Source organism: Paenibacillus qinlingensis (assembly GCF_031455095.1).
Taxonomy (GTDB): domain Bacteria; phylum Bacillota; class Bacilli; order Paenibacillales; family NBRC-103111; genus Paenibacillus_E; species Paenibacillus_E qinlingensis_A.
In genome coordinates this window covers 56,543-73,091 of record NZ_JAVDSB010000012.1, presented here as the reverse complement: position 1 = coordinate 73,091, position 16,549 = coordinate 56,543, and the positions used below count along the sequence as shown (strand labels likewise).

Genomic DNA, 16,549 nt, shown 5'->3' with positions numbered 1-16,549 from the left:
ACTGCTGGAAGAATGGATCTGGCTGTAAAATTGGCTCAAGCAACAAAAGAAGTAATACCTGGTAAAAATCTGGATGAGTTAGTAGGTATATTTGGACTTGGGGATTCTCCTGCAGCACATTCACTAAGTATTTATCAAACTAGAATTTGGTACCTTTGGCAGGAAACAAAGATATCTTCTAAATTAGACTATTCCCAATCATTAGAAAATGTTGCTAGACAAGCATTCAACTTAAGAAATTCTTTAAGAACTTCAGCAAGGGATTCAATGAGTGATAGAGTTTGGGCAGATTTTTTAATGTCTGTAGAATCTAATATGTCATGGGAAGACATGGTGACATATCAAATTAAAAAAGGTTTAGTTGGAGATAGAATTTTTCAATCGATTATCAATTCTTCTATGAGAAGCAGAGATTCTGTGGATTCAATGTTTAAATTAAAATAAAAATGAACTGACATTGAAAAAAGCAAATTGTAAAGGCGGTGGAATAAATGAGATTACTCGAGTTTATCTACAATGATTTTGTGGTTTTTGATTTTGAAGGCTATGATACAGGGGTGGATCTTTTAGATATTATTAAAATAATTAGAAGTCAAATAAACCCCGAAAAAATTGAATATATAGGTATTACCGATATGAAAGGGTACTTTATTAAAAATAATATTAAAGTGCTTATTGAACATAACCAATGGACAGGAAATACTTTTAAGTACGAAGTTGGGAATGAGCACAACATAGAGGTAGTAAGGCAATGGGCGAATACTGTATTTAATATCGTTAAGGCGAACATTTTAAAATAAACTATAGATTTAATTCATTATAAGACGTTTGTTAGGGATGTTAATCGAAAGTATTACGATTAACTGCCTTTCGAGCGTCCTTTTTTATCCGTAATAAATTTGAGAAAGTTATTATTTATAAAGAAGGGCTATTAGTGGAATGGTTGAGAGCGATTTTGGGTGAAATAATAATAAGGAAATGGCACGGAGAGTAAGTGTCTGTAACTGCTAAAGTTATAATAGATGGAGAAAAGTTAACAAGAACATTTGATAATCCATTATAATTAATGTTTCATCAAGAGTTGCGAATTTTGTAGCAATATACCTTAAAAGGGGAGGGTTGTAGCGTAATCGGCAAAATTCACTTTAGGCTGAGATCTTGAAGTGACTTATGAAGCGACTTTTTCTTCAAGGCTTGTTGATAAACGTACACAACGATTTGCCCGAGACTTCTTCTAGGATGCGACGCGCGAGTTAAACAACTGTCACGTCAATACCATTCTTCATCCACGCCTGACGCAAAACTCTAAAATGTTTTGCGTTAGGAATTGGATAGCTCAAGAGAGCCGAAACAACCATTTCTCCGCAAAGAGACGATGTCCTGTTTTTATTAAAATGTCTGCTATTTAAAAAACTAGAAAGGGTGGAATCTTAATGGAAGTTAAAAACTCATATAAATTAATTGAAGATAAATCAGGGCATGTTCAAGATTCAATAATAGAATCATTTATTGGTGGAAGACCTAAATTGCCACCGACAACTAACGTGCCTGTATGTAAATTGTGTGGATCACAACTAACCTTCTTTTTTCAAATAACTTTTCCAATTGAGCATGAGTGGGGAGGATTTACTATGTCTGTTTTTGCTTGTACTTCTTGTTTTGATGAAAGATATTTAATTCCTGAAATGATTAATGGTCCTTTACAAGGAGTAAATATTTCAGATGGATTTTTAAAAGAATATCAAAAGAATTTTACTATTCTAGTATTTAAAACAGCAGAGTCGAGTATAGTTACAAATTATGTTGAAAAAGTTAGGTATAGCACAATTGAGTTAATTGAATTCAATCAGTTAACGACAAGAGTCGATAAAATCGGCGGTATACCTAATTGGTATCTTGAAGACGAATCTCCTGCTACATATAATAACAATATTCCGATGATGTTTATTATGCAAATCTTAGAGGATAGAAAATTTGAGATTCTAGAAGGAGTACCTGGACAAGTGCAGATGGACTATTTCTCAGGAAAGCTTGAGCCTTCAAAAAAGAGGTATTATGAGTTGTTTCTGGCTAATAATCTCTATTTTTTCGGCACTAGAGATAGATTAAATCCTTTAGTTTATGTTTTAACACAAATCTAAGAGAATCTTTGGTGTGAACGATGAAAATATGGAAATGGAACTATAAAGAGTCTACACTTACGCGTTCAAATCATTTGGAATTTAGTAATTTATTTCTTGATGGATTTATTGGGGAAAAAATGTCGGATAATTGGCCTACTATTTATATGGAGGATATTAATAAAAAAGGCAGACTTTACGATTGCACTGGACTAACTCCAGGAAAACCGATTCTCAATGAAAAAGCTGTGAATAATTTAGCATACTTCTTAGATGGCAAAGCAGAAGAATTACCTTTGAAACATGCTAGAGAACCATACTATGTTATCAATGTAATTAATGTGGTTAATTGCCTAGATTATGAGAAATCAGACTTAGTTATACATGATAAATACAAAGTGGTAAAGGATATCAAACGGTATGTGTTTAAAGAAGACATGGTTCAGGGACAAGCTATCTTTAAAATACCTGAGTTTAAAGGATCGTACATTTTCGTTACCGATGAATTTCGCAATAGTGTGCTAGAGAGTGGTCTTACCGGGTTTGAGTTTCACGAAGTTTGGAATTCAGAAAACTCGGAACCAGAAGTGATTTCGTTGGAACAGTATTTAATCACAGCTGGAATTGATCGAGCGGAATACTCCTTTAAGGATGTATTTGAGTTGCTGGAAAAGGGGAAAGCGTTCGGCAACGGTAAATTCAAATTGCAAAATAATGAAAACCAGCGAATGCTGATTGGAGAAGTAACTACTGACGGAGGTTATCGATGGATAGAGCCGATCTACTATCCTTCTAGTTTTCTAGACATGAAGTGGTACCTGGTAGAAAAAAGTCATCTATAGTCAATTTCTCGGCTTTTCTATTAGATGAATCAGGTGTTTCTTGGTTAGTCTTTTTATTTTGTGCAAGCTATAGTGGCGTTACCACCGAGTTGTTTAAAGAAAGGATGTAAAGAATGAGTTGTTACCAGGTTACTATAAATGAAGATTCTAATCAGACTAACGATGCTAAATCATATATTGGTGGCGTGCCTACTTTACCAAATGATATTAGCATACCTTGTTGTAAACTTTGTTCAGCTGAAATGACTTTTTTCTTGCAAATAGCTTTTCCTACTCAACACAAATGGAATGGATACACTTTAGCATTATTTTGCTGTACTTCGTGTGTAGATGAGAAATATTTCATACCAGAGATGTTAACTGGAAGAATAAGTAAAGCGATCATACCAGAAGGATTTTTAGATGAATATCAGAGGAATTTTAGTGTCATTGTGTTTGATACTTCTGAAGGTATAATAAAAGATTGTTATGTACCTAAAGTTAAGTATAAGCACCTAGATTTACTTAGTAGTATTGAGCCTAAAGAAATCAAGTTTAAGGTAGGTGGCACTCCTAGATGGTATCTGGGTGATGAGACACCTTCAAGATATGGGGATTCATCAGAAATGAATTTCTTAATGCAGATACCAGGAGATTTTGAGTTTGAGATTCTTCCAGATGCTCCTAAACAAGTAAAATTAGGTCTGGGGAAAAAAGTTACAACCTTAAATAGACCGTTCTATAGGTTGTTCTTAGCGAATAACATTTATTTTTTGGAACTAGCAAGGATATGTCAAAAGTATATATCATTACTCAAATATAAAATAACGGTATGGGGACAATTGCTAGAGGATTTAAAAGTAGACCTTCAACACTTCAATGTTGAAGGTATTTTGTTATGGTAGAGTTCAAGAAGGAGACTGCAAAATTACTTGGAGAGGCTTTTAAATGTAGTCGAACAGCTTCACAGCATGGAAAGTGCAACCGAGTTGTATTACAATAGTTGAAGTGAACAAAAGTACTAAGCTCTTGCGGGAGAGCATCGGTTGAGGAACAAGTTACGCTGGCAAGCAGCACAACTAAGGGGGAATAAGGCTTGAGATATCGGGTGTTTGGAAAGTCAGGCTATAACGTGTCATCATTAGGTTTCGGTGCTATGAATCTGCCCAATGTACCTATCGAACAAGCAAGAGAAGCGCTCAATTATGCCTTGGATCATGGCATTAATTATATAGATACGGCTGCTGCCTATAGGAATAGTGAAGAAATTATAGGAGAGTGTATCTCGCATCGGCGACAGGACTATTTCCTAGCCACGAAAACAGGAGCGCGTGATTATGCAACGGCGAAAGCGGAAATTGAGCGCAGTTTAGTGCGTATGAAGACAGATCATGTGGATTTGTTACAAATTCACTATGTGAATAATGTGACGGAATACAAAAAAGCGATGGAAGTTGGCGGCGCTTACGAGGCTGCGTTAGAGGCTCAGCGTGAAGGAAAAGTACGCTTTATTGGTATTTCCGGACACCGGCCAGATCTTCTTGTGAAATGGATTGCGAAGGGGCAATTCTCGCAAATTTTGTTTCATCTGAATTTGGCACAGCCCTTCGCACTCGATGAACTGATTCCTAGAGCTTCTGAAATGGATTTGATGCGGGTAGCGATGAAGCCCTTATCGGGCGGTTTCATTCAACCCGTGGATCGGGCGATCCGCTATCCGTATAGCCAAGATGTGCATGTTACGATCTCAGGGATGGTCAGCATCAAAGAAGTACAGGAGAATTTGGATGCCCAAAATAAGGAAGTTGGGCCAGAGGAGCGCCGTGAGCTAGAGCAGCTTGCCATAGAGCTAGGTGAACATGATTGCAGACGGTGCAATTATTGCTCCTGTCCGTTAGAAATCCCAATTCCTGATGTGATGATCGCAAGCAAGTTTAGGGAGAAATTTGGTTTGCTGCCTAAAGGGGATGGATTTTTTCAGCGTCATCAGGAAAAAATAACTAGCTGTGCAGACCATGATCCTTGTAAAGTAGTCCCGCTGTGTGAAGCGAAGTGTCCATACCAACTGCCGATGTCGTCGGTTGTGCAGAAGGCGGCTTCGTTTTATTAGGGGGAGTGAGGGAATTAGCTGGCGTTTTTCCAGTTAGTTGGTGGGAACAGAAATACGGATGAGGGTAGGGATCATTGCCTATGTTTACAAAAATAACAGATATTACAACGCGTGTGTACACTTCGTTGTTGGAAAATATAGAAGGAGCAGACGCGATTCTCTTCTGCGTCACAGAAGCAGAGCTGCGCCAGGACAGTGTCCTCGGCCTGCCGCAGCTCGACCAGGCCCTTGAGCGCATGCGCGCAAAGGGCCTATTCACGGGCGCCTCAGGCGAGCTCGAGGCGCTGCCGACCCACGGGCTGCTGCCGTACGCGTATGTGCTGGTTGCGGGGCTCGGCCCGGCAACCACGCGCGATACGCTGCGCGCAGCCGCGGTTTTTGCAGCGCGGCGGATGCTCGCGCTGCAGTTCGAAAGCTTGGCGCTGAAGCTGCCAAGCGGATTTGACAGCCGGTCAGCCGCCGCGGCGCTGACCGAAGGGCTGCTTCTCGGTACGTACCGCATCGCGGCGTACCGCAAGAATGAGCCTGCGCGCGCGGAGCTGCGCCAGGCGGTGCTCTTGACAGAAGCGGCTGCGGATGCAGCGCTTCTGAAGCAAGCGATCGCAGCCGCCGAGGCTGTTGCGGAGGGCACGAACTATGCCCGGGATCTCACGAACCTCCCGGGCAACAAGCTTGTGCCGGCTTCCCTCGCTCAGGAAGCCATGCAACTCGCCCTGCACTACGGCTTCGCCTGCGAAGTGCTGGACGAGCACGAAATCGCCGCCCGCGGGATGGGCGGCCTCAAAGCGGTGGGCGCTGGGAGCGTCCACCCGCCTCGCATGATCACCTTGCGTTACACGGGTGATCCCGATAATGCCGACGTGCTGGGCCTCGTCGGCAAGGGCGTGACCTTCGATACCGGCGGTATCTCGATGAAAAAGCCCGACGGCATGGAAGAAATGATCAGTGATATGGGCGGAGCCGCCACACTGTTAGGTGCCTTGCATGTCGTCGGACAATTGAAGCCGAAGGTGAACTTGGTTGTGGTCATTCCGGCAGCGGAGAATATGACGTCGGGCAGCGCGTACCGCCCAGGAGATATCGTCAAGATGCTCAGCGGGCATTCCGTGGAGGTGCTGAATACCGATGCGGAGGGTCGTATTATTTTGGCAGAGGGAATCACCTACGCGAAAGCGCATGGAGCGACCCGTCTGATCGATGTAGCGACATTAACGGGGGCTATCCTAATCTCGTTTGCCGATATCGCGACTGGGGCTGTGACGAATGATGATGAGTTCTTGAAGCCATTGCTACAAGCCGCGACAGCAGCAGGAGAGAAGGTTTGGCAGCTTCCTAACTACTCTGAATACCGTGCGATGCTGAAGAGTGATGTAGCGGATATCAAAAACGCCACCTCCTCCGACCGCTGGGCAGGCGCGATTACGGCTGGTTTGTTCATCGGTTACTTTGCTGAGGAAACACCTTGGATCCATCTGGATACCGGTGGTACGGCTTGGCTTTGGTCGGCCAAAGGCATTGAACCCAAAGGGGCAACAGGTGTGATGGTGCGAACATTAGCCGCATACTTGTGCGGTGAGCAGCTTACTTAGCCTTGAGATCCAATAAAAAATCACCCGCGAGGGAGACTTCTCTGACCTACCTGTTACTGTAGGCGGAGATCTCCAACGTTGGGTGATTTTGTGTTTTATAGCTAGTTGTTAAGCGCCAACTTGTTGCCCCACAGAAGCAGGCTGGTTAATGTTGGTTTGTTGTAACTCTTGAATATCTGAGATACGAATAATAAGACGGTTTACTTCATTGGTTGTATAAGAGAGTTGTTCTGTGCGTTGTTGCAACTGTGCCAAGGAGATGCCGATCCAATTCTTCTTGCGGCGGTGCGTGAGCAGATCAAATTTTAGAACAGTAAGCGTTGCTGCCAATGGATCGGGCTTCACATACACATCTTTCATGTTATCTGCCAAATTGAAGAAAAGCTTGCCGCCATTCCATTTGATATAGCCTGGTTCAAAAAGGATTACAAGAAAATCTGAATCTCCGCTATCCTTGCTCTCCATGGTAATGAGGCGTACAGGGCCATTAGCTTTAATATATTGATTCGAACGGATATCTGGTAGAAAAGGAACGACTAGAAGCGGGCAAACACTAGCAATATACAAATAAGTAGTTGACTCAGACTTGATAGAGAGTACAATGAAAGTCAAAAAGAGCAACAAGGTTGCGATTAGACCCAAAAGTTTAAGTTTCATAGGTTTACGATGATCCCGCCTGACGTGATAGATTAGGTAGTCCCTACTATTTTACCATAAGCGACCCATAGGTTGTAAACTATTAGATCCTGCTAACCTTGCGAGACAGACATAAGGAGGTTTATGCCTTTGAAATTATTCGATCCGAACGCGCGTAAGCCGAAGAGAAAGATGTCCACCTACCGTAAAAGCTTATTCGTCGCGACATTCGAAGGCTTTCCTGCTGTCATTATTTTTCAACTGTTGGGCGGTCCATTCTTAACCGGTTATTTGATTTACTTAGGTGCAAGCTCGACCGAGATTGGTTTTATTCTGGCTATCACAACCGTCGTCAATATCGTTCAAATCGCGATGGCAGTCGTCATGCAAAAATTCCGTAATCGAAAGCGTATGCTCATTATTTTTGGATCTACGCATCGAATATTATGGGCTTGTGTAGGTCTTATTCCATTTGTTTTACCGCAAGAGTATTGGGTCATCACGTATATGATTCTGTACACCGCTGCTCATCTAGGGAATGCGGCTGGGGGAATTGTGTGGACATCGCTCATTAGTGATGCGGTTCCAGGACCGATTCGGGGACGTTATTTTGGACTGCGAAACACCATCTTGGGGGGAGTAAGTTCGCTGGCGCTTTTCATAGGCGGTCAAATTCTCGATACATATCCAGGTGAGCAGGGCTTTACCTATATTTTCATGATTGTCAGTGTTTGTGTGGTGTTTAATGTGATTGCGTACTTTATGTACCCGAATCCGCCTTTCGAGCCATCAACCGCTTCGAATCCTGTAGGCATGATCCAGAAGCCATTAATGGACCGCGCTTTTCTCAGAGCTATTATTTTCCTTGCCGCCTTCCTTTTCGTTCAGGGGCTGACTGTGCCTCTTTTTTCCTACGTTATGCTGAAGCTGATGAACATTTCCTACGGGACGGTTTCTTATATAACGGTAGTACATACCTTAGTGATGATGGCTAGCTATTATGTGTGGGGCAATTTGAATGCGCGATTCTCGGCTCAAACCTTGCTGTTATGGTCTTTGCCGATTATTGCCTTGGCCTGCTTATTATGGGGAGCGATCGCTTTTATACCAGCTGTTGTTGTGCTGTTTGCCGTTCATATTGTGCTTGGTATCGGTTTGGGCGGCTTCAATCAGATGGTATTTGCTTTTACAATTGGAGATACTCCGAAGAGTGAGCGTCCCATGTACATTGCGACATACTCGGCAATCACGGGATTCGCAGCTTTCCTAGGACCTGTTGCAGGCGGGAAAATATATGCACTAATTGCTGATCAACCTATGTGGGTTCAGGTATATGGCGTATCCACGGTGGTCGGTGCTATTTTGCTCATACTTGGTTTATGGGTAGGGCGTTATGTATTACGAACACAAATAAGGAGTGGCGTGTAACATGTCTAAAAAGAGAATTGGCCTTATCGGCTTAGGAGATATTGCGCAAAAAGTATATCTACCGTTGCTGTCTGTAAATGAACAGGTAGAGCTTGTAGGTATTATGAGCTCTACAGCAGCGACCGTTGAACGAATGAAGATGAAGTATAGAATTCCGTTCGGAACAACGCAGTTGAATGAACTATTATCCCTTGGTTTGGATGTCGTATTTGTACATAGCCCGACGTCAACGCATTTTGATATTGCAATGGCCTGCATGGCGCATGGGGTAGCGGTTTATGTGGATAAACCCCTTTCTTATACGTGGGCAGAGTCAGTGGAAATGGCAGCGTATGCGGAGCAAAAAGGCGTGCTGCTTGCAGCGGGCTTCAACCGTCGCTATGCGCCGTTATATATCGAGGCGAAGATGTGGTTGCAGGAAGCGGGTGGGTTTGATGTGGCCTCAGCCGTAAAGCATCGTACCAAACTGCAGGGGCATAGCGCCAAAGAGACGCTGTATGATGATCTGATCCACATGCTGGATACGTTACTTTGGTTAGGGGATAGTCCTTATGAGGTGACGGCTTCCCATCAGCAGGTAGATGACAGCGGCAAGTTGCTGCATGCATCAGGTATGCTCGGTTTCGGTTCTGCCACAGGCTCATACAGCATGGTGAGATTAGCCGGTGTTGATTTGGAAAAAGTTGAGCTGCACGGCAGCGGCAGATCCGTCGAGGTGACGAATTTGGAGTCAGCGGTCTTTTATGATAAAAATGCTGCCCCTCGCCTGCGCACCTTCGGCAGCTGGGATACCGTATTGGAGCGCAGAGGCTTCGCTGGCGTCGTTCAGCATTTCTTGCATTCGCTGGATGATCCGAATGCGTGCGGTATTCGGGCGGATCTTGTGCTGGCTTCGCACGAGTTGGTGGAGAAGCTGTCGGTTTGAGGTAGCGGAGCCGTTTAGTTCGGTTTTGCCTACTTATTTAGGATGATTTTGTGGGGGAAAGCGCCTGTAGTTCGATTTAGCCTGCTTAAAACGCTATTTTCAGCCAGTCATCTCGGAAATTGGTTGAATAGTTCGGCGAATCGAACTATTCGATCAAGTGAGGCGACTTGGTCGCGTTTAGTTCGGTTTTTTCGTACTATTGGCTGGTTGGGGATAAAGGGCGAGAAAGACAATAAAAGGCTGATCCTTAAAGTAGATATCTACTTCAGGGATCAGCCTTTTCGCGTGTAGATGCGTGACTTAGATTTGCGTTTTACCCGCAGGTACAGTTCAGAACCGGCTTCCGAGCGGCCAATGCCTCATCCATCCGACTGACGACGGTTGTGTAAGGGGCATTTTTAACCAACTCTGGCGTCTCTTCAACTTCTTTGGCGATGGCGATCATCGTGTCGATGAAGCTATCCAAGGTTTGTTTGCTTTCCGTTTCTGTCGGCTCAATCATGATGCACTCCTCCACGCTGAGCGGGAAGTAGATCGTTGGCGGGTGGTAGCCGAAGTCGAGCAATCTTTTAGCGATATCGAGTGTACGTACACCCAGCTTCTTCTGGCGATTCCCGGATAGCACGAATTCGTGCTTACAGAAGCGGGGATGCGGTACGTCAAAATAAGGCGTTAACCGAGCTAGCATATAGTTGGCGTTCAGGACGGCGTACTCGGATACCTTGCGCAAGCCTTCTGGCCCAAGTGTGCGGATGTAGGTATAGGCACGAACTAGGATGCCGAAGTTGCCGTAAAAGCCTTTAACACGACCAATGGACTGTGGATAATTGTAGTCGAAGTAGAAGCTGTTATCCTCCCGTTTGGCAACAAGCGGCGTCGGCAGAAAAGGAATCAGCCGTTCTTTGACGCCGACAGGACCAGCGCCAGGGCCGCCGCCGCCGTGCGGTGTGCTCATGGTTTTGTGCAGGTTGAGATGGACGACATCGAAGCCCATGTCTCCTGGCCGCGTGATGCCCATAATGGCATTCGCGTTGGCGCCGTCATAGTAGAGCAGTCCGCCTGCGGCATGCACAATTTCGGCGATCTCAACGATTTGCTCTTCGAACAAACCGAGTGTGTTCGGGTTTGTGAGCATGAGAGCGGCTGTATCTGTACCGACGGCACGGCGCAACTCGTCGAGATTCACGAGGCCGCGCTCATCGGATTTGATCGTGACGGTTTGGAACCCAGCGACCGTCGCACTTGCAGGATTCGTGCCATGAGCGGAATCGGGACAGATGACCTTGGTACGGTGTTCACCACGGCTTTCGTGATAGGCGCGAATCATCATGAGCCCCGTCCACTCGCCATGTGCACCTGCTGCCGGCTGTAAGGTTACCCGATCCATTCCGGTGATCGCTTCGAGATCGTGTTGGAGATTGTACAGCAGCTCCATAGCGCCCTGTATCGATTCCTCTGGCTGATACGGGTGAATATGGGCGAAGCCGGGGAAGCGGGCGACGTCTTCGTTGATTTTGGGATTGTATTTCATCGTACATGAGCCTAGCGGATAAAAACCATTATCCACACCAAAGTTGCGACGAGAAAGCGCCGTGTAGTGGCGAATGACGTCGACTTCATACACTTCGGGCAGGTCAGGCTCGACTTGTCGTAGAAATTTAACTGGCAGAAGCTCATCTATATTTACGTCGGGGACATCCGAATCTGGTAAGGAATAAGCGACACGCCCAGGATGGCTCATTTCAAAAATGAGTGCTTTTTCGTTGTTCATACGAGTTCCTCCAATGCAGCTGCGAAGGCATCAATATCTTCGCGTGTTCGTTGCTCGGTAACGGCGATTAGCATATGGCCAGCTAGCTGTGGATAGTCGCGGCCGAGGTCGTAGCCGCCGATGATTTGGCGCTGGAGGAGCTGACGATTCAGCTCCTCGATGTTCGTGCCGTCCGGCAGCTTGACGGCAAATTCATTGAAGTAGCTGCCGGTGAACGGCAGCTCAAGTTTAGGTGACGCGGCAAGGCGATTGGCCGCGTAGTGCGCTTTTCGGACGTTCAGCGTGCCAACGTCCTGTATGCCTTGCTTGCCCATCGTGGACAAGTACACGGATGCGCAAAGCGCGAGCAGCGCTTGGTTGGAGCAGATGTTCGACGTGGCTTTCTCACGTCGTATATGCTGCTCCCGCGCTTGGAGCGTAAGCACGAAACCGCGCTTGCCATCGCGGTCCACGGTTTGGCCCACGATGCGCCCCGGCATGCGGCGCATCCAGCTCTCCGCGACGGCGAAGTAGCCGCAGCTCGGTCCACCCAGCGCAGCTGGGATGCCGAGCGGCTGGCAATCGCCGACGACGATATCAGCGCCGAGCTTCCCCGGCGCTTCGAGCAGCCCGAGCGTGAGCGGATTCGCGCTCACGACGAGCAGTGCGCCCGCGCCGTGCGCGAGCGGCTCCACAGCCGCGAGATCCTCCAAGCAGCCGAAGAAATTCGGCGATTGGAGGATGACAGCGGCTGCGTCGCTCTCGAGCTTGGACGCGAGATCGTCCAGATCCGTGACACCTTCGGGGGTCACGGAGATCTCGACGACGTCCAAGTTCAGCCCGCGGGCGGTCGTGCGCAAGACGGCGCGCGCCTCCGGGTGCACCGAGCGGGACACGAGCAGACGGCTGCGTTTCGTCGCGCCGCTGGCTAGCGCGCCGGCTTCGGCCAGCGCGGTTGCGCCATCGTACATCGAGGCGTTCGCTACGGCCATGCCGGTGAGCTCACAGATGTACGACTGAAATTCAAAAATCGCCTGCAATTCCCCCTGGCTAATCTCCGGTTGATAAGGCGTATACGCGGTGTAGAACTCCGAGCGTGAGATCACATGATTGATCACCACCGGAAGGTGATGATCGTAGATGCCAGCGCCGAGGAAGCTGGCATAGCGCTGAAAATCCGCATTGCGCCCCGCCAACTCGCGCATATATCGAAGTAATCCCTGTTCACTGAGCGCATTCCCGACTTGCAGTTCACCCTGAAACCGCACCCCCTGCGGAATATCGCTAAACATCTCATCCATCGAGGAGATGCCGATTGTATCCAGCATTTCCTTTTGATCCTGCTCCGTAATAGGCAAATAACGATGTTTCATAACAAGAAGTGCTCCTTCCGACCCGGACTCGGGGATTATTTCTTTTTGTGAAAAGGGGTAGAGACGACCTGAGCTTTCACTTGTGCCCCTCTGATTTCAACGAATACTTCCGTACCAACGGCGCTATATGCGGAGTCGATTAAAGCTAAGCCCACATTCGTTTTGTACGTTGGAGACTGTGTACCTGTGGTTACCTCACCAATCTGTTTACCTTCGGCGTATACAGCATAATGCGGACGTGGAATGCCGCGTTCTTGCATTTCAATGCCAACGAGTTTGCGTGGAATTCCGTGTGTTTTTTGCTCGAGCAGGGCGTCCCGTCCTATGAAATCACCTTTATTCAACTTTACAAAGAAAGAAAGGCCCGCCTCCAGCGGCGAAATCTCCGAGGATAGCTCCTGCCCATAAAGGGGAAGTCGCGCTTCGAAGCGAAGCGTATCTCTAGCACCTAACCCTGTGGGGATGAGCCCATGCTCGGTTCCTGCCTCCAGCAGTTTCCGCCATAGGGGGATGGTATCCTTTTGATCGACGTAAAGCTCGAAACCATCTTCACCTGTATACCCCGTTCGGGAAAGCAGCGCTTTCACATCTCCAACTTTGACATCATGGAGGAAATGGAAGCTCTTTAACGTCTCAATCGGTGCGTCGGTCAATTTAGCCAAAATGTCTAAGGCCCGTGGTCCTTGCAAGGCTAACAGGGCAGTCTCATCGGATATGTTGGTCAGCTCGACCTGACCTGTCAGGTGCTGTTGCAGCCAAGCGATATCTTTTTCAATGTTGGAGGCATTGATAACGAGCATGTAATCATCGTCGCTGAACTTGTATACGAGCAGATCATCAACCACACCGCCATTTGGATAGCATAGGAGGCTGTACTGGCACTGTCCTTCTACCAGTTTGGACACATCATTCGTCGTGACGTGTTGGACAAATGCGAATGCATCCGGGCCTTGAATGCGTACCTCACCCATATGCGATACATCAAAAAGCCCCGCCTGCCCCCTGACAGCATCATGCTCTTTTTGAATGCCAGTGAACTGTACGGGCAGCTCCCAGCCGCCAAAATCAATGATTCGCGCGCCATACTCCGCGTAAATCGGGAAAAGCGGTGTTCGTTTCAGCATGCGTATAACCTCACCTTCAATCGAGTGATTTTCCGTTGGTATTATTGCCGGAAACGCAAAAAAAGAGCAAAAGGTATGCAACACAAACATACCTTTTGCCCCTGTCCTTTGTACCTGAGAGTTGCCTAGAACGGATGAATCTATATGCTCAACCGTTAAGTTTCCCCTTGGGTGTCCGATCTCTCGTGATTAACGAGTGTTCGAAGCTCTCCAGAGTCGCGTCCGATACAGGTCCTTTTGCCTGAGAGATTCACCACATTGGGCTTACTCCTTCGGCGCTGCCAACATTCTCCGCAGTCTCTCCCTGTATCCTCATTCGCCAATATTTAATTAGCCTACTTATCCTCATTATGAGGCTAAATCGGTATGAATTGTCAACAGTAACTTTTAGGTTGGAAGGTACTCATCCGCCTGTTTCAATAGGAATTGTGCCCTCCATGATGTCCGTCTTGACTTTGATGTTCTCTGTAGATTAAGCTATAAGCAAAATTTGTAAGTAAGCGAGGCGTGGACTGATGAGTAACGTACAAGCCAATTTGTTATACACCAAAGAGCATGAGTGGGTAGAGAAGCTATCGGATACGGTGGTTCGCATAGGGATTACTGATTTTGCACAAGATCAATTGGGGGATATTGTATTCGTGGAGCTTCCGAAGGTAGGTGCTTCTGTTACCGCGAATGAGAGTATTGGCAGCGTGGAATCGGTCAAAACGGTTTCGGACATTTTCTGCCCAGTATCAGGCAAAGTAACGGCTGTAAACAGCACGCTGGAAGGCTCGCCAGAGCTCGTGAACAATGCGTCTTTCGGTGAAGGCTGGATGGTTGAGGTTGAAATTTCAGGACCAGAAGCATTGGAAGGCTTATTGAGTGCTGCGGAATACGGCTCCTATATCGGTAACGACTAAGGTTTGAAGGCAGAACAGATGGAGGGTGTTCCATGCAATTTGGGCAAAAGCAACCGCAGGATCCGAGTGATCGTGTTCCTCCTGGGCAAACGCTGACACAAGGCTGGCCTGTGCTGCATTATGGGTCCGTGCCCTACTACAACGACATGAGCAAATGGGATTTACGTTTGTTCGGTCTGGTGGAGGAAGAGTTCACCATTTCGTATAAAGATTTCATGGCGCTGCCGCGTAAGGAATTTGCTAACGATATCCATTGTGTCACCACATGGTCCAAGCTGGATAATGTGTGGGAGGGCATAGCTGTGTCCGAACTCATGAGCAAAGTGAAGCTGAAGCCAGAAGCAACCCATGTGATGCTGCATGCCGAGCATGGATGGACGACGAATCTGCCACTGGCAGATTTCCTGTTGGAGACGTCTTTTCTGGGCATCCGGCATAATGGCGTGTTGCTGACTCCTGACCACGGAGCACCTGTAAGGATGGTGGTTCCGCATCTCTATTTCTGGAAAAGCGCCAAATGGCTGCGAGGCATCGAGTTCATGGCGAAGGATAAGCCAGGTTTCTGGGAGCGGAATGGATATCATATGTACGGGGATCCGTTCAGGGAGCAGAGGTACGATTTTGATTAATGGTTCAAAATGTTAGAGTAAATATAACAAAAGAGACGGATTCGCGGTCCGTCTCCTGCACAACACTTGGATGGAGACACTCCGAGTGACATACCGGAAATGAATAACCCCTACCCTATGGCGCTAACCTGAGTGGGGGTTATTTTCAATTAAAGCCTATCATCGATAGGCTTATTTCCATTTTTAGGAATAATCAGGAAGTTTCGTAGGAAGTTGTTCCACTCTCCAATTTAGCCTTCTCTCTGTACGCTGTTGGCGAAATACCAATGGTCCGCTTGAACATGCGCGAGAACATGAGGGGGTCTTGGTAGCCCACAGATTGGGCTATTTCGGCGATGCCGAGAAGCTGCCTGCGGAGAAGACGGCAAGCTTTCCTCATCCGGACATCGGTCAAATATCGGTAGGGGGACATGGATAAGCGCTGTTGGAAGAGACGGCACAAGTATTTGGTGTCCAGCCCGACATGTTCAGCGATTTCGTGTAGACTGATGCGATCGGCATAACGGGCGTTCATATAAGAAACAGCATTACGTACATGGTGTCCGACATCAGCTCTAAGTGGGGGCGTATCGTCCGGTATGGCCAGCGTCCCAAATATTTGGTACAGCAGAGCGGTTAGTAGGAGCTCTTTAGCTGGTTCCTTGCGCAGGCTCATTAAATTGCCAAAAAGAGAGTCAACGGGCAACGAAGAATCAGCCGTCCGAACAGGAGACAGGACATTAAATCCGGCTATTTCGACCAGACGGGGGGCAAATGTTCCGACGAAGCCAAACCAAGAGTAGCTCCAGGGCTCAACCGAATCGGCGCGATAGGTGTGGACGGTATCCGGTGTAACGAGGAACAGGTCACCAGGGCCGAGCCGTTCCGTTCGGCCTCCTGTCGAGTAAGTGCCATATCCGCTGTGAATGTAATGAAGAATGTACATATCTCTTACGCTGGGCCCGAAAGAAATGTCAGGCAGGCAACTTTGTGTGCCGATCTCCAGCACCGCCAGATCGGTCAAACCAATCGGATCCGTATAAATAAATTCCACGTGATCTTTCGCCTCTTCCTCATATAGAGAAGATATACCATGAGATGGGGAACTCTGGCTATTTTGATTATAAAGGATGAACACTACAATTTACAGTAGGAGGGAT

Annotated in this window: 16 protein-coding genes and 1 riboswitch; of the genes, 11 read left to right on the top strand and 5 right to left on the bottom strand. The window is 46.9% G+C overall.

The features are described from left to right. The first annotated feature begins 30 nt into the window (after positions 1–30). The 7 genes from J2736_RS24540 to J2736_RS24510 all read left to right on the top strand — a co-directional run bounded on the left by J2736_RS24540 (position 31) and on the right by J2736_RS24510 (position 6,640). The gene (locus tag J2736_RS24540) at positions 31–444 is read left to right on the top strand and encodes a hypothetical protein (RefSeq protein WP_310501222.1); all 414 of its coding nucleotides are present in this window, start codon (positions 31–33) and stop codon (positions 442–444) included. A gap of 47 nt (positions 445–491) precedes the next feature. After that, the gene (locus J2736_RS24535; RefSeq protein WP_310501221.1) at positions 492–800 is read left to right on the top strand and encodes a hypothetical protein; all 309 of its coding nucleotides are present in this window, start codon (positions 492–494) and stop codon (positions 798–800) included. A gap of 633 nt (positions 801–1,433) precedes the next feature. After that, positions 1,434–2,141 (top strand): hypothetical protein, encoded by a 708-nt coding sequence (locus J2736_RS24530; protein WP_310501220.1) that lies wholly within the window; start codon positions 1,434–1,436, stop codon positions 2,139–2,141. 20 nt (positions 2,142–2,161) lie between these two features. Then, positions 2,162–2,962 (top strand): imm11 family protein, encoded by an 801-nt coding sequence (locus tag J2736_RS24525; RefSeq protein WP_310501219.1) that lies wholly within the window; start codon positions 2,162–2,164, stop codon positions 2,960–2,962. Between the two features lie 113 nt (positions 2,963–3,075). After that, positions 3,076–3,846 carry a hypothetical protein gene (locus tag J2736_RS24520; RefSeq protein ID WP_310501218.1) on the top strand — a complete coding sequence of 257 codons (771 nt, stop codon included), beginning with the start codon at positions 3,076–3,078 and terminating at the stop codon, positions 3,844–3,846. A gap of 191 nt (positions 3,847–4,037) precedes the next feature. Continuing rightward, positions 4,038–5,051, top strand: coding sequence for an aldo/keto reductase (locus J2736_RS24515; RefSeq protein WP_310501217.1), 1,014 nt, complete (start codon positions 4,038–4,040; stop codon positions 5,049–5,051). Positions 5,052–5,131: 80 nt separating this feature from the next. After that, positions 5,132–6,640 (top strand): leucyl aminopeptidase, encoded by a 1,509-nt coding sequence (locus tag J2736_RS24510; RefSeq protein ID WP_310501332.1) that lies wholly within the window; start codon positions 5,132–5,134, stop codon positions 6,638–6,640. 108 nt (positions 6,641–6,748) lie between these two features. Here J2736_RS24510 and J2736_RS24505 read toward each other — a convergent pair whose 3' ends face one another. Next, a complete protein-coding gene (locus J2736_RS24505) occupies positions 6,749–7,297 on the bottom strand; it encodes a hypothetical protein (protein ID WP_310501216.1) in 549 nt (182 codons plus the stop codon). A 129-nt stretch (positions 7,298–7,426) separates the two neighbouring features. Between J2736_RS24505 and J2736_RS24500 the strand changes: the two genes are divergently transcribed. Next, positions 7,427–8,704 carry an MFS transporter gene (locus tag J2736_RS24500; protein ID WP_310501215.1) on the top strand — a complete coding sequence of 426 codons (1,278 nt, stop codon included), beginning with the start codon at positions 7,427–7,429 and terminating at the stop codon, positions 8,702–8,704. Position 8,705: 1 nt separating this feature from the next. Beyond that, positions 8,706–9,629, top strand: coding sequence for a Gfo/Idh/MocA family protein (locus tag J2736_RS24495; protein WP_310501214.1), 924 nt, complete (start codon positions 8,706–8,708; stop codon positions 9,627–9,629). Positions 9,630–9,942: 313 nt separating this feature from the next. Here J2736_RS24495 and gcvPB read toward each other — a convergent pair whose 3' ends face one another. Genes gcvPB through gcvT form a run of 3 tightly spaced genes read right to left on the bottom strand, consistent with a single transcriptional unit; the run spans position 9,943 to position 13,882 of the window. After that, positions 9,943–11,400, bottom strand: coding sequence for an aminomethyl-transferring glycine dehydrogenase subunit GcvPB (gene gcvPB, locus J2736_RS24490; protein ID WP_310501213.1), 1,458 nt, complete (start codon positions 11,398–11,400; stop codon positions 9,943–9,945). Continuing rightward, positions 11,397–12,752: an aminomethyl-transferring glycine dehydrogenase subunit GcvPA gene (gene gcvPA / locus J2736_RS24485; protein WP_310501212.1), complete on the bottom strand. Its 1,356-nt coding sequence runs from the start codon at positions 12,750–12,752 to the stop codon at positions 11,397–11,399. Before gcvPA ends, gcvPB begins: the two co-directional genes overlap by 4 nt. Before the next feature lie 35 nt (positions 12,753–12,787). Then, on the bottom strand, positions 12,788–13,882 hold the full coding sequence (gene gcvT / locus J2736_RS24480) for a glycine cleavage system aminomethyltransferase GcvT (RefSeq protein ID WP_310501331.1): 1,095 nt from the start codon (positions 13,880–13,882) through the stop codon (positions 12,788–12,790). Between the two features lie 213 nt (positions 13,883–14,095). Next, positions 14,096–14,192: riboswitch (glycine riboswitch) on the bottom strand. A gap of 199 nt (positions 14,193–14,391) precedes the next feature. Between gcvT and gcvH the strand changes: the two genes are divergently transcribed. Continuing rightward, on the top strand, positions 14,392–14,781 hold the full coding sequence (gcvH, locus tag J2736_RS24475) for a glycine cleavage system protein GcvH (RefSeq protein ID WP_056609175.1): 390 nt from the start codon (positions 14,392–14,394) through the stop codon (positions 14,779–14,781). 32 nt (positions 14,782–14,813) lie between these two features. Continuing rightward, positions 14,814–15,410: a sulfite oxidase-like oxidoreductase gene (locus J2736_RS24470; RefSeq protein WP_310501211.1), complete on the top strand. Its 597-nt coding sequence runs from the start codon at positions 14,814–14,816 to the stop codon at positions 15,408–15,410. Positions 15,411–15,603: 193 nt separating this feature from the next. Here J2736_RS24470 and J2736_RS24465 read toward each other — a convergent pair whose 3' ends face one another. Beyond that, positions 15,604–16,443, bottom strand: coding sequence for an AraC family ligand binding domain-containing protein (locus tag J2736_RS24465; RefSeq protein ID WP_310501210.1), 840 nt, complete (start codon positions 16,441–16,443; stop codon positions 15,604–15,606). Positions 16,444–16,549 lie beyond the last annotated feature (106 nt).

Bases quoted from the DNA above. Each gene is read 5' to 3' on its own strand.
- J2736_RS24535 (WP_310501221.1), top strand. From the start codon at position 492: ATGAGATTACTCGAGTTTATCTACAATGATTTTGTGGTTTTTGATTTT.
- J2736_RS24530 (WP_310501220.1), top strand. From the start codon at position 1,434: ATGGAAGTTAAAAACTCATATAAATTAATTGAAGATAAATCAGGGCAT.
- J2736_RS24525 (WP_310501219.1), top strand. From the start codon at position 2,162: ATGAAAATATGGAAATGGAACTATAAAGAGTCTACACTTACGCGTTCA.
- J2736_RS24520 (WP_310501218.1), top strand. From the start codon at position 3,076: ATGAGTTGTTACCAGGTTACTATAAATGAAGATTCTAATCAGACTAAC.
- J2736_RS24510 (WP_310501332.1), top strand. From the start codon at position 5,132: ATGTTTACAAAAATAACAGATATTACAACGCGTGTGTACACTTCGTTG.
- J2736_RS24505 (WP_310501216.1), bottom strand. From the start codon at position 7,297: ATGAAACTTAAACTTTTGGGTCTAATCGCAACCTTGTTGCTCTTTTTG.
- J2736_RS24495 (WP_310501214.1), top strand. From the start codon at position 8,706: ATGTCTAAAAAGAGAATTGGCCTTATCGGCTTAGGAGATATTGCGCAA.
- gcvPB (WP_310501213.1), bottom strand. From the start codon at position 11,400: ATGAACAACGAAAAAGCACTCATTTTTGAAATGAGCCATCCTGGGCGT.
- gcvPA (WP_310501212.1), bottom strand. From the start codon at position 12,752: ATGAAACATCGTTATTTGCCTATTACGGAGCAGGATCAAAAGGAAATG.
- gcvH (WP_056609175.1), top strand. From the start codon at position 14,392: ATGAGTAACGTACAAGCCAATTTGTTATACACCAAAGAGCATGAGTGG.
- J2736_RS24470 (WP_310501211.1), top strand. From the start codon at position 14,814: ATGCAATTTGGGCAAAAGCAACCGCAGGATCCGAGTGATCGTGTTCCT.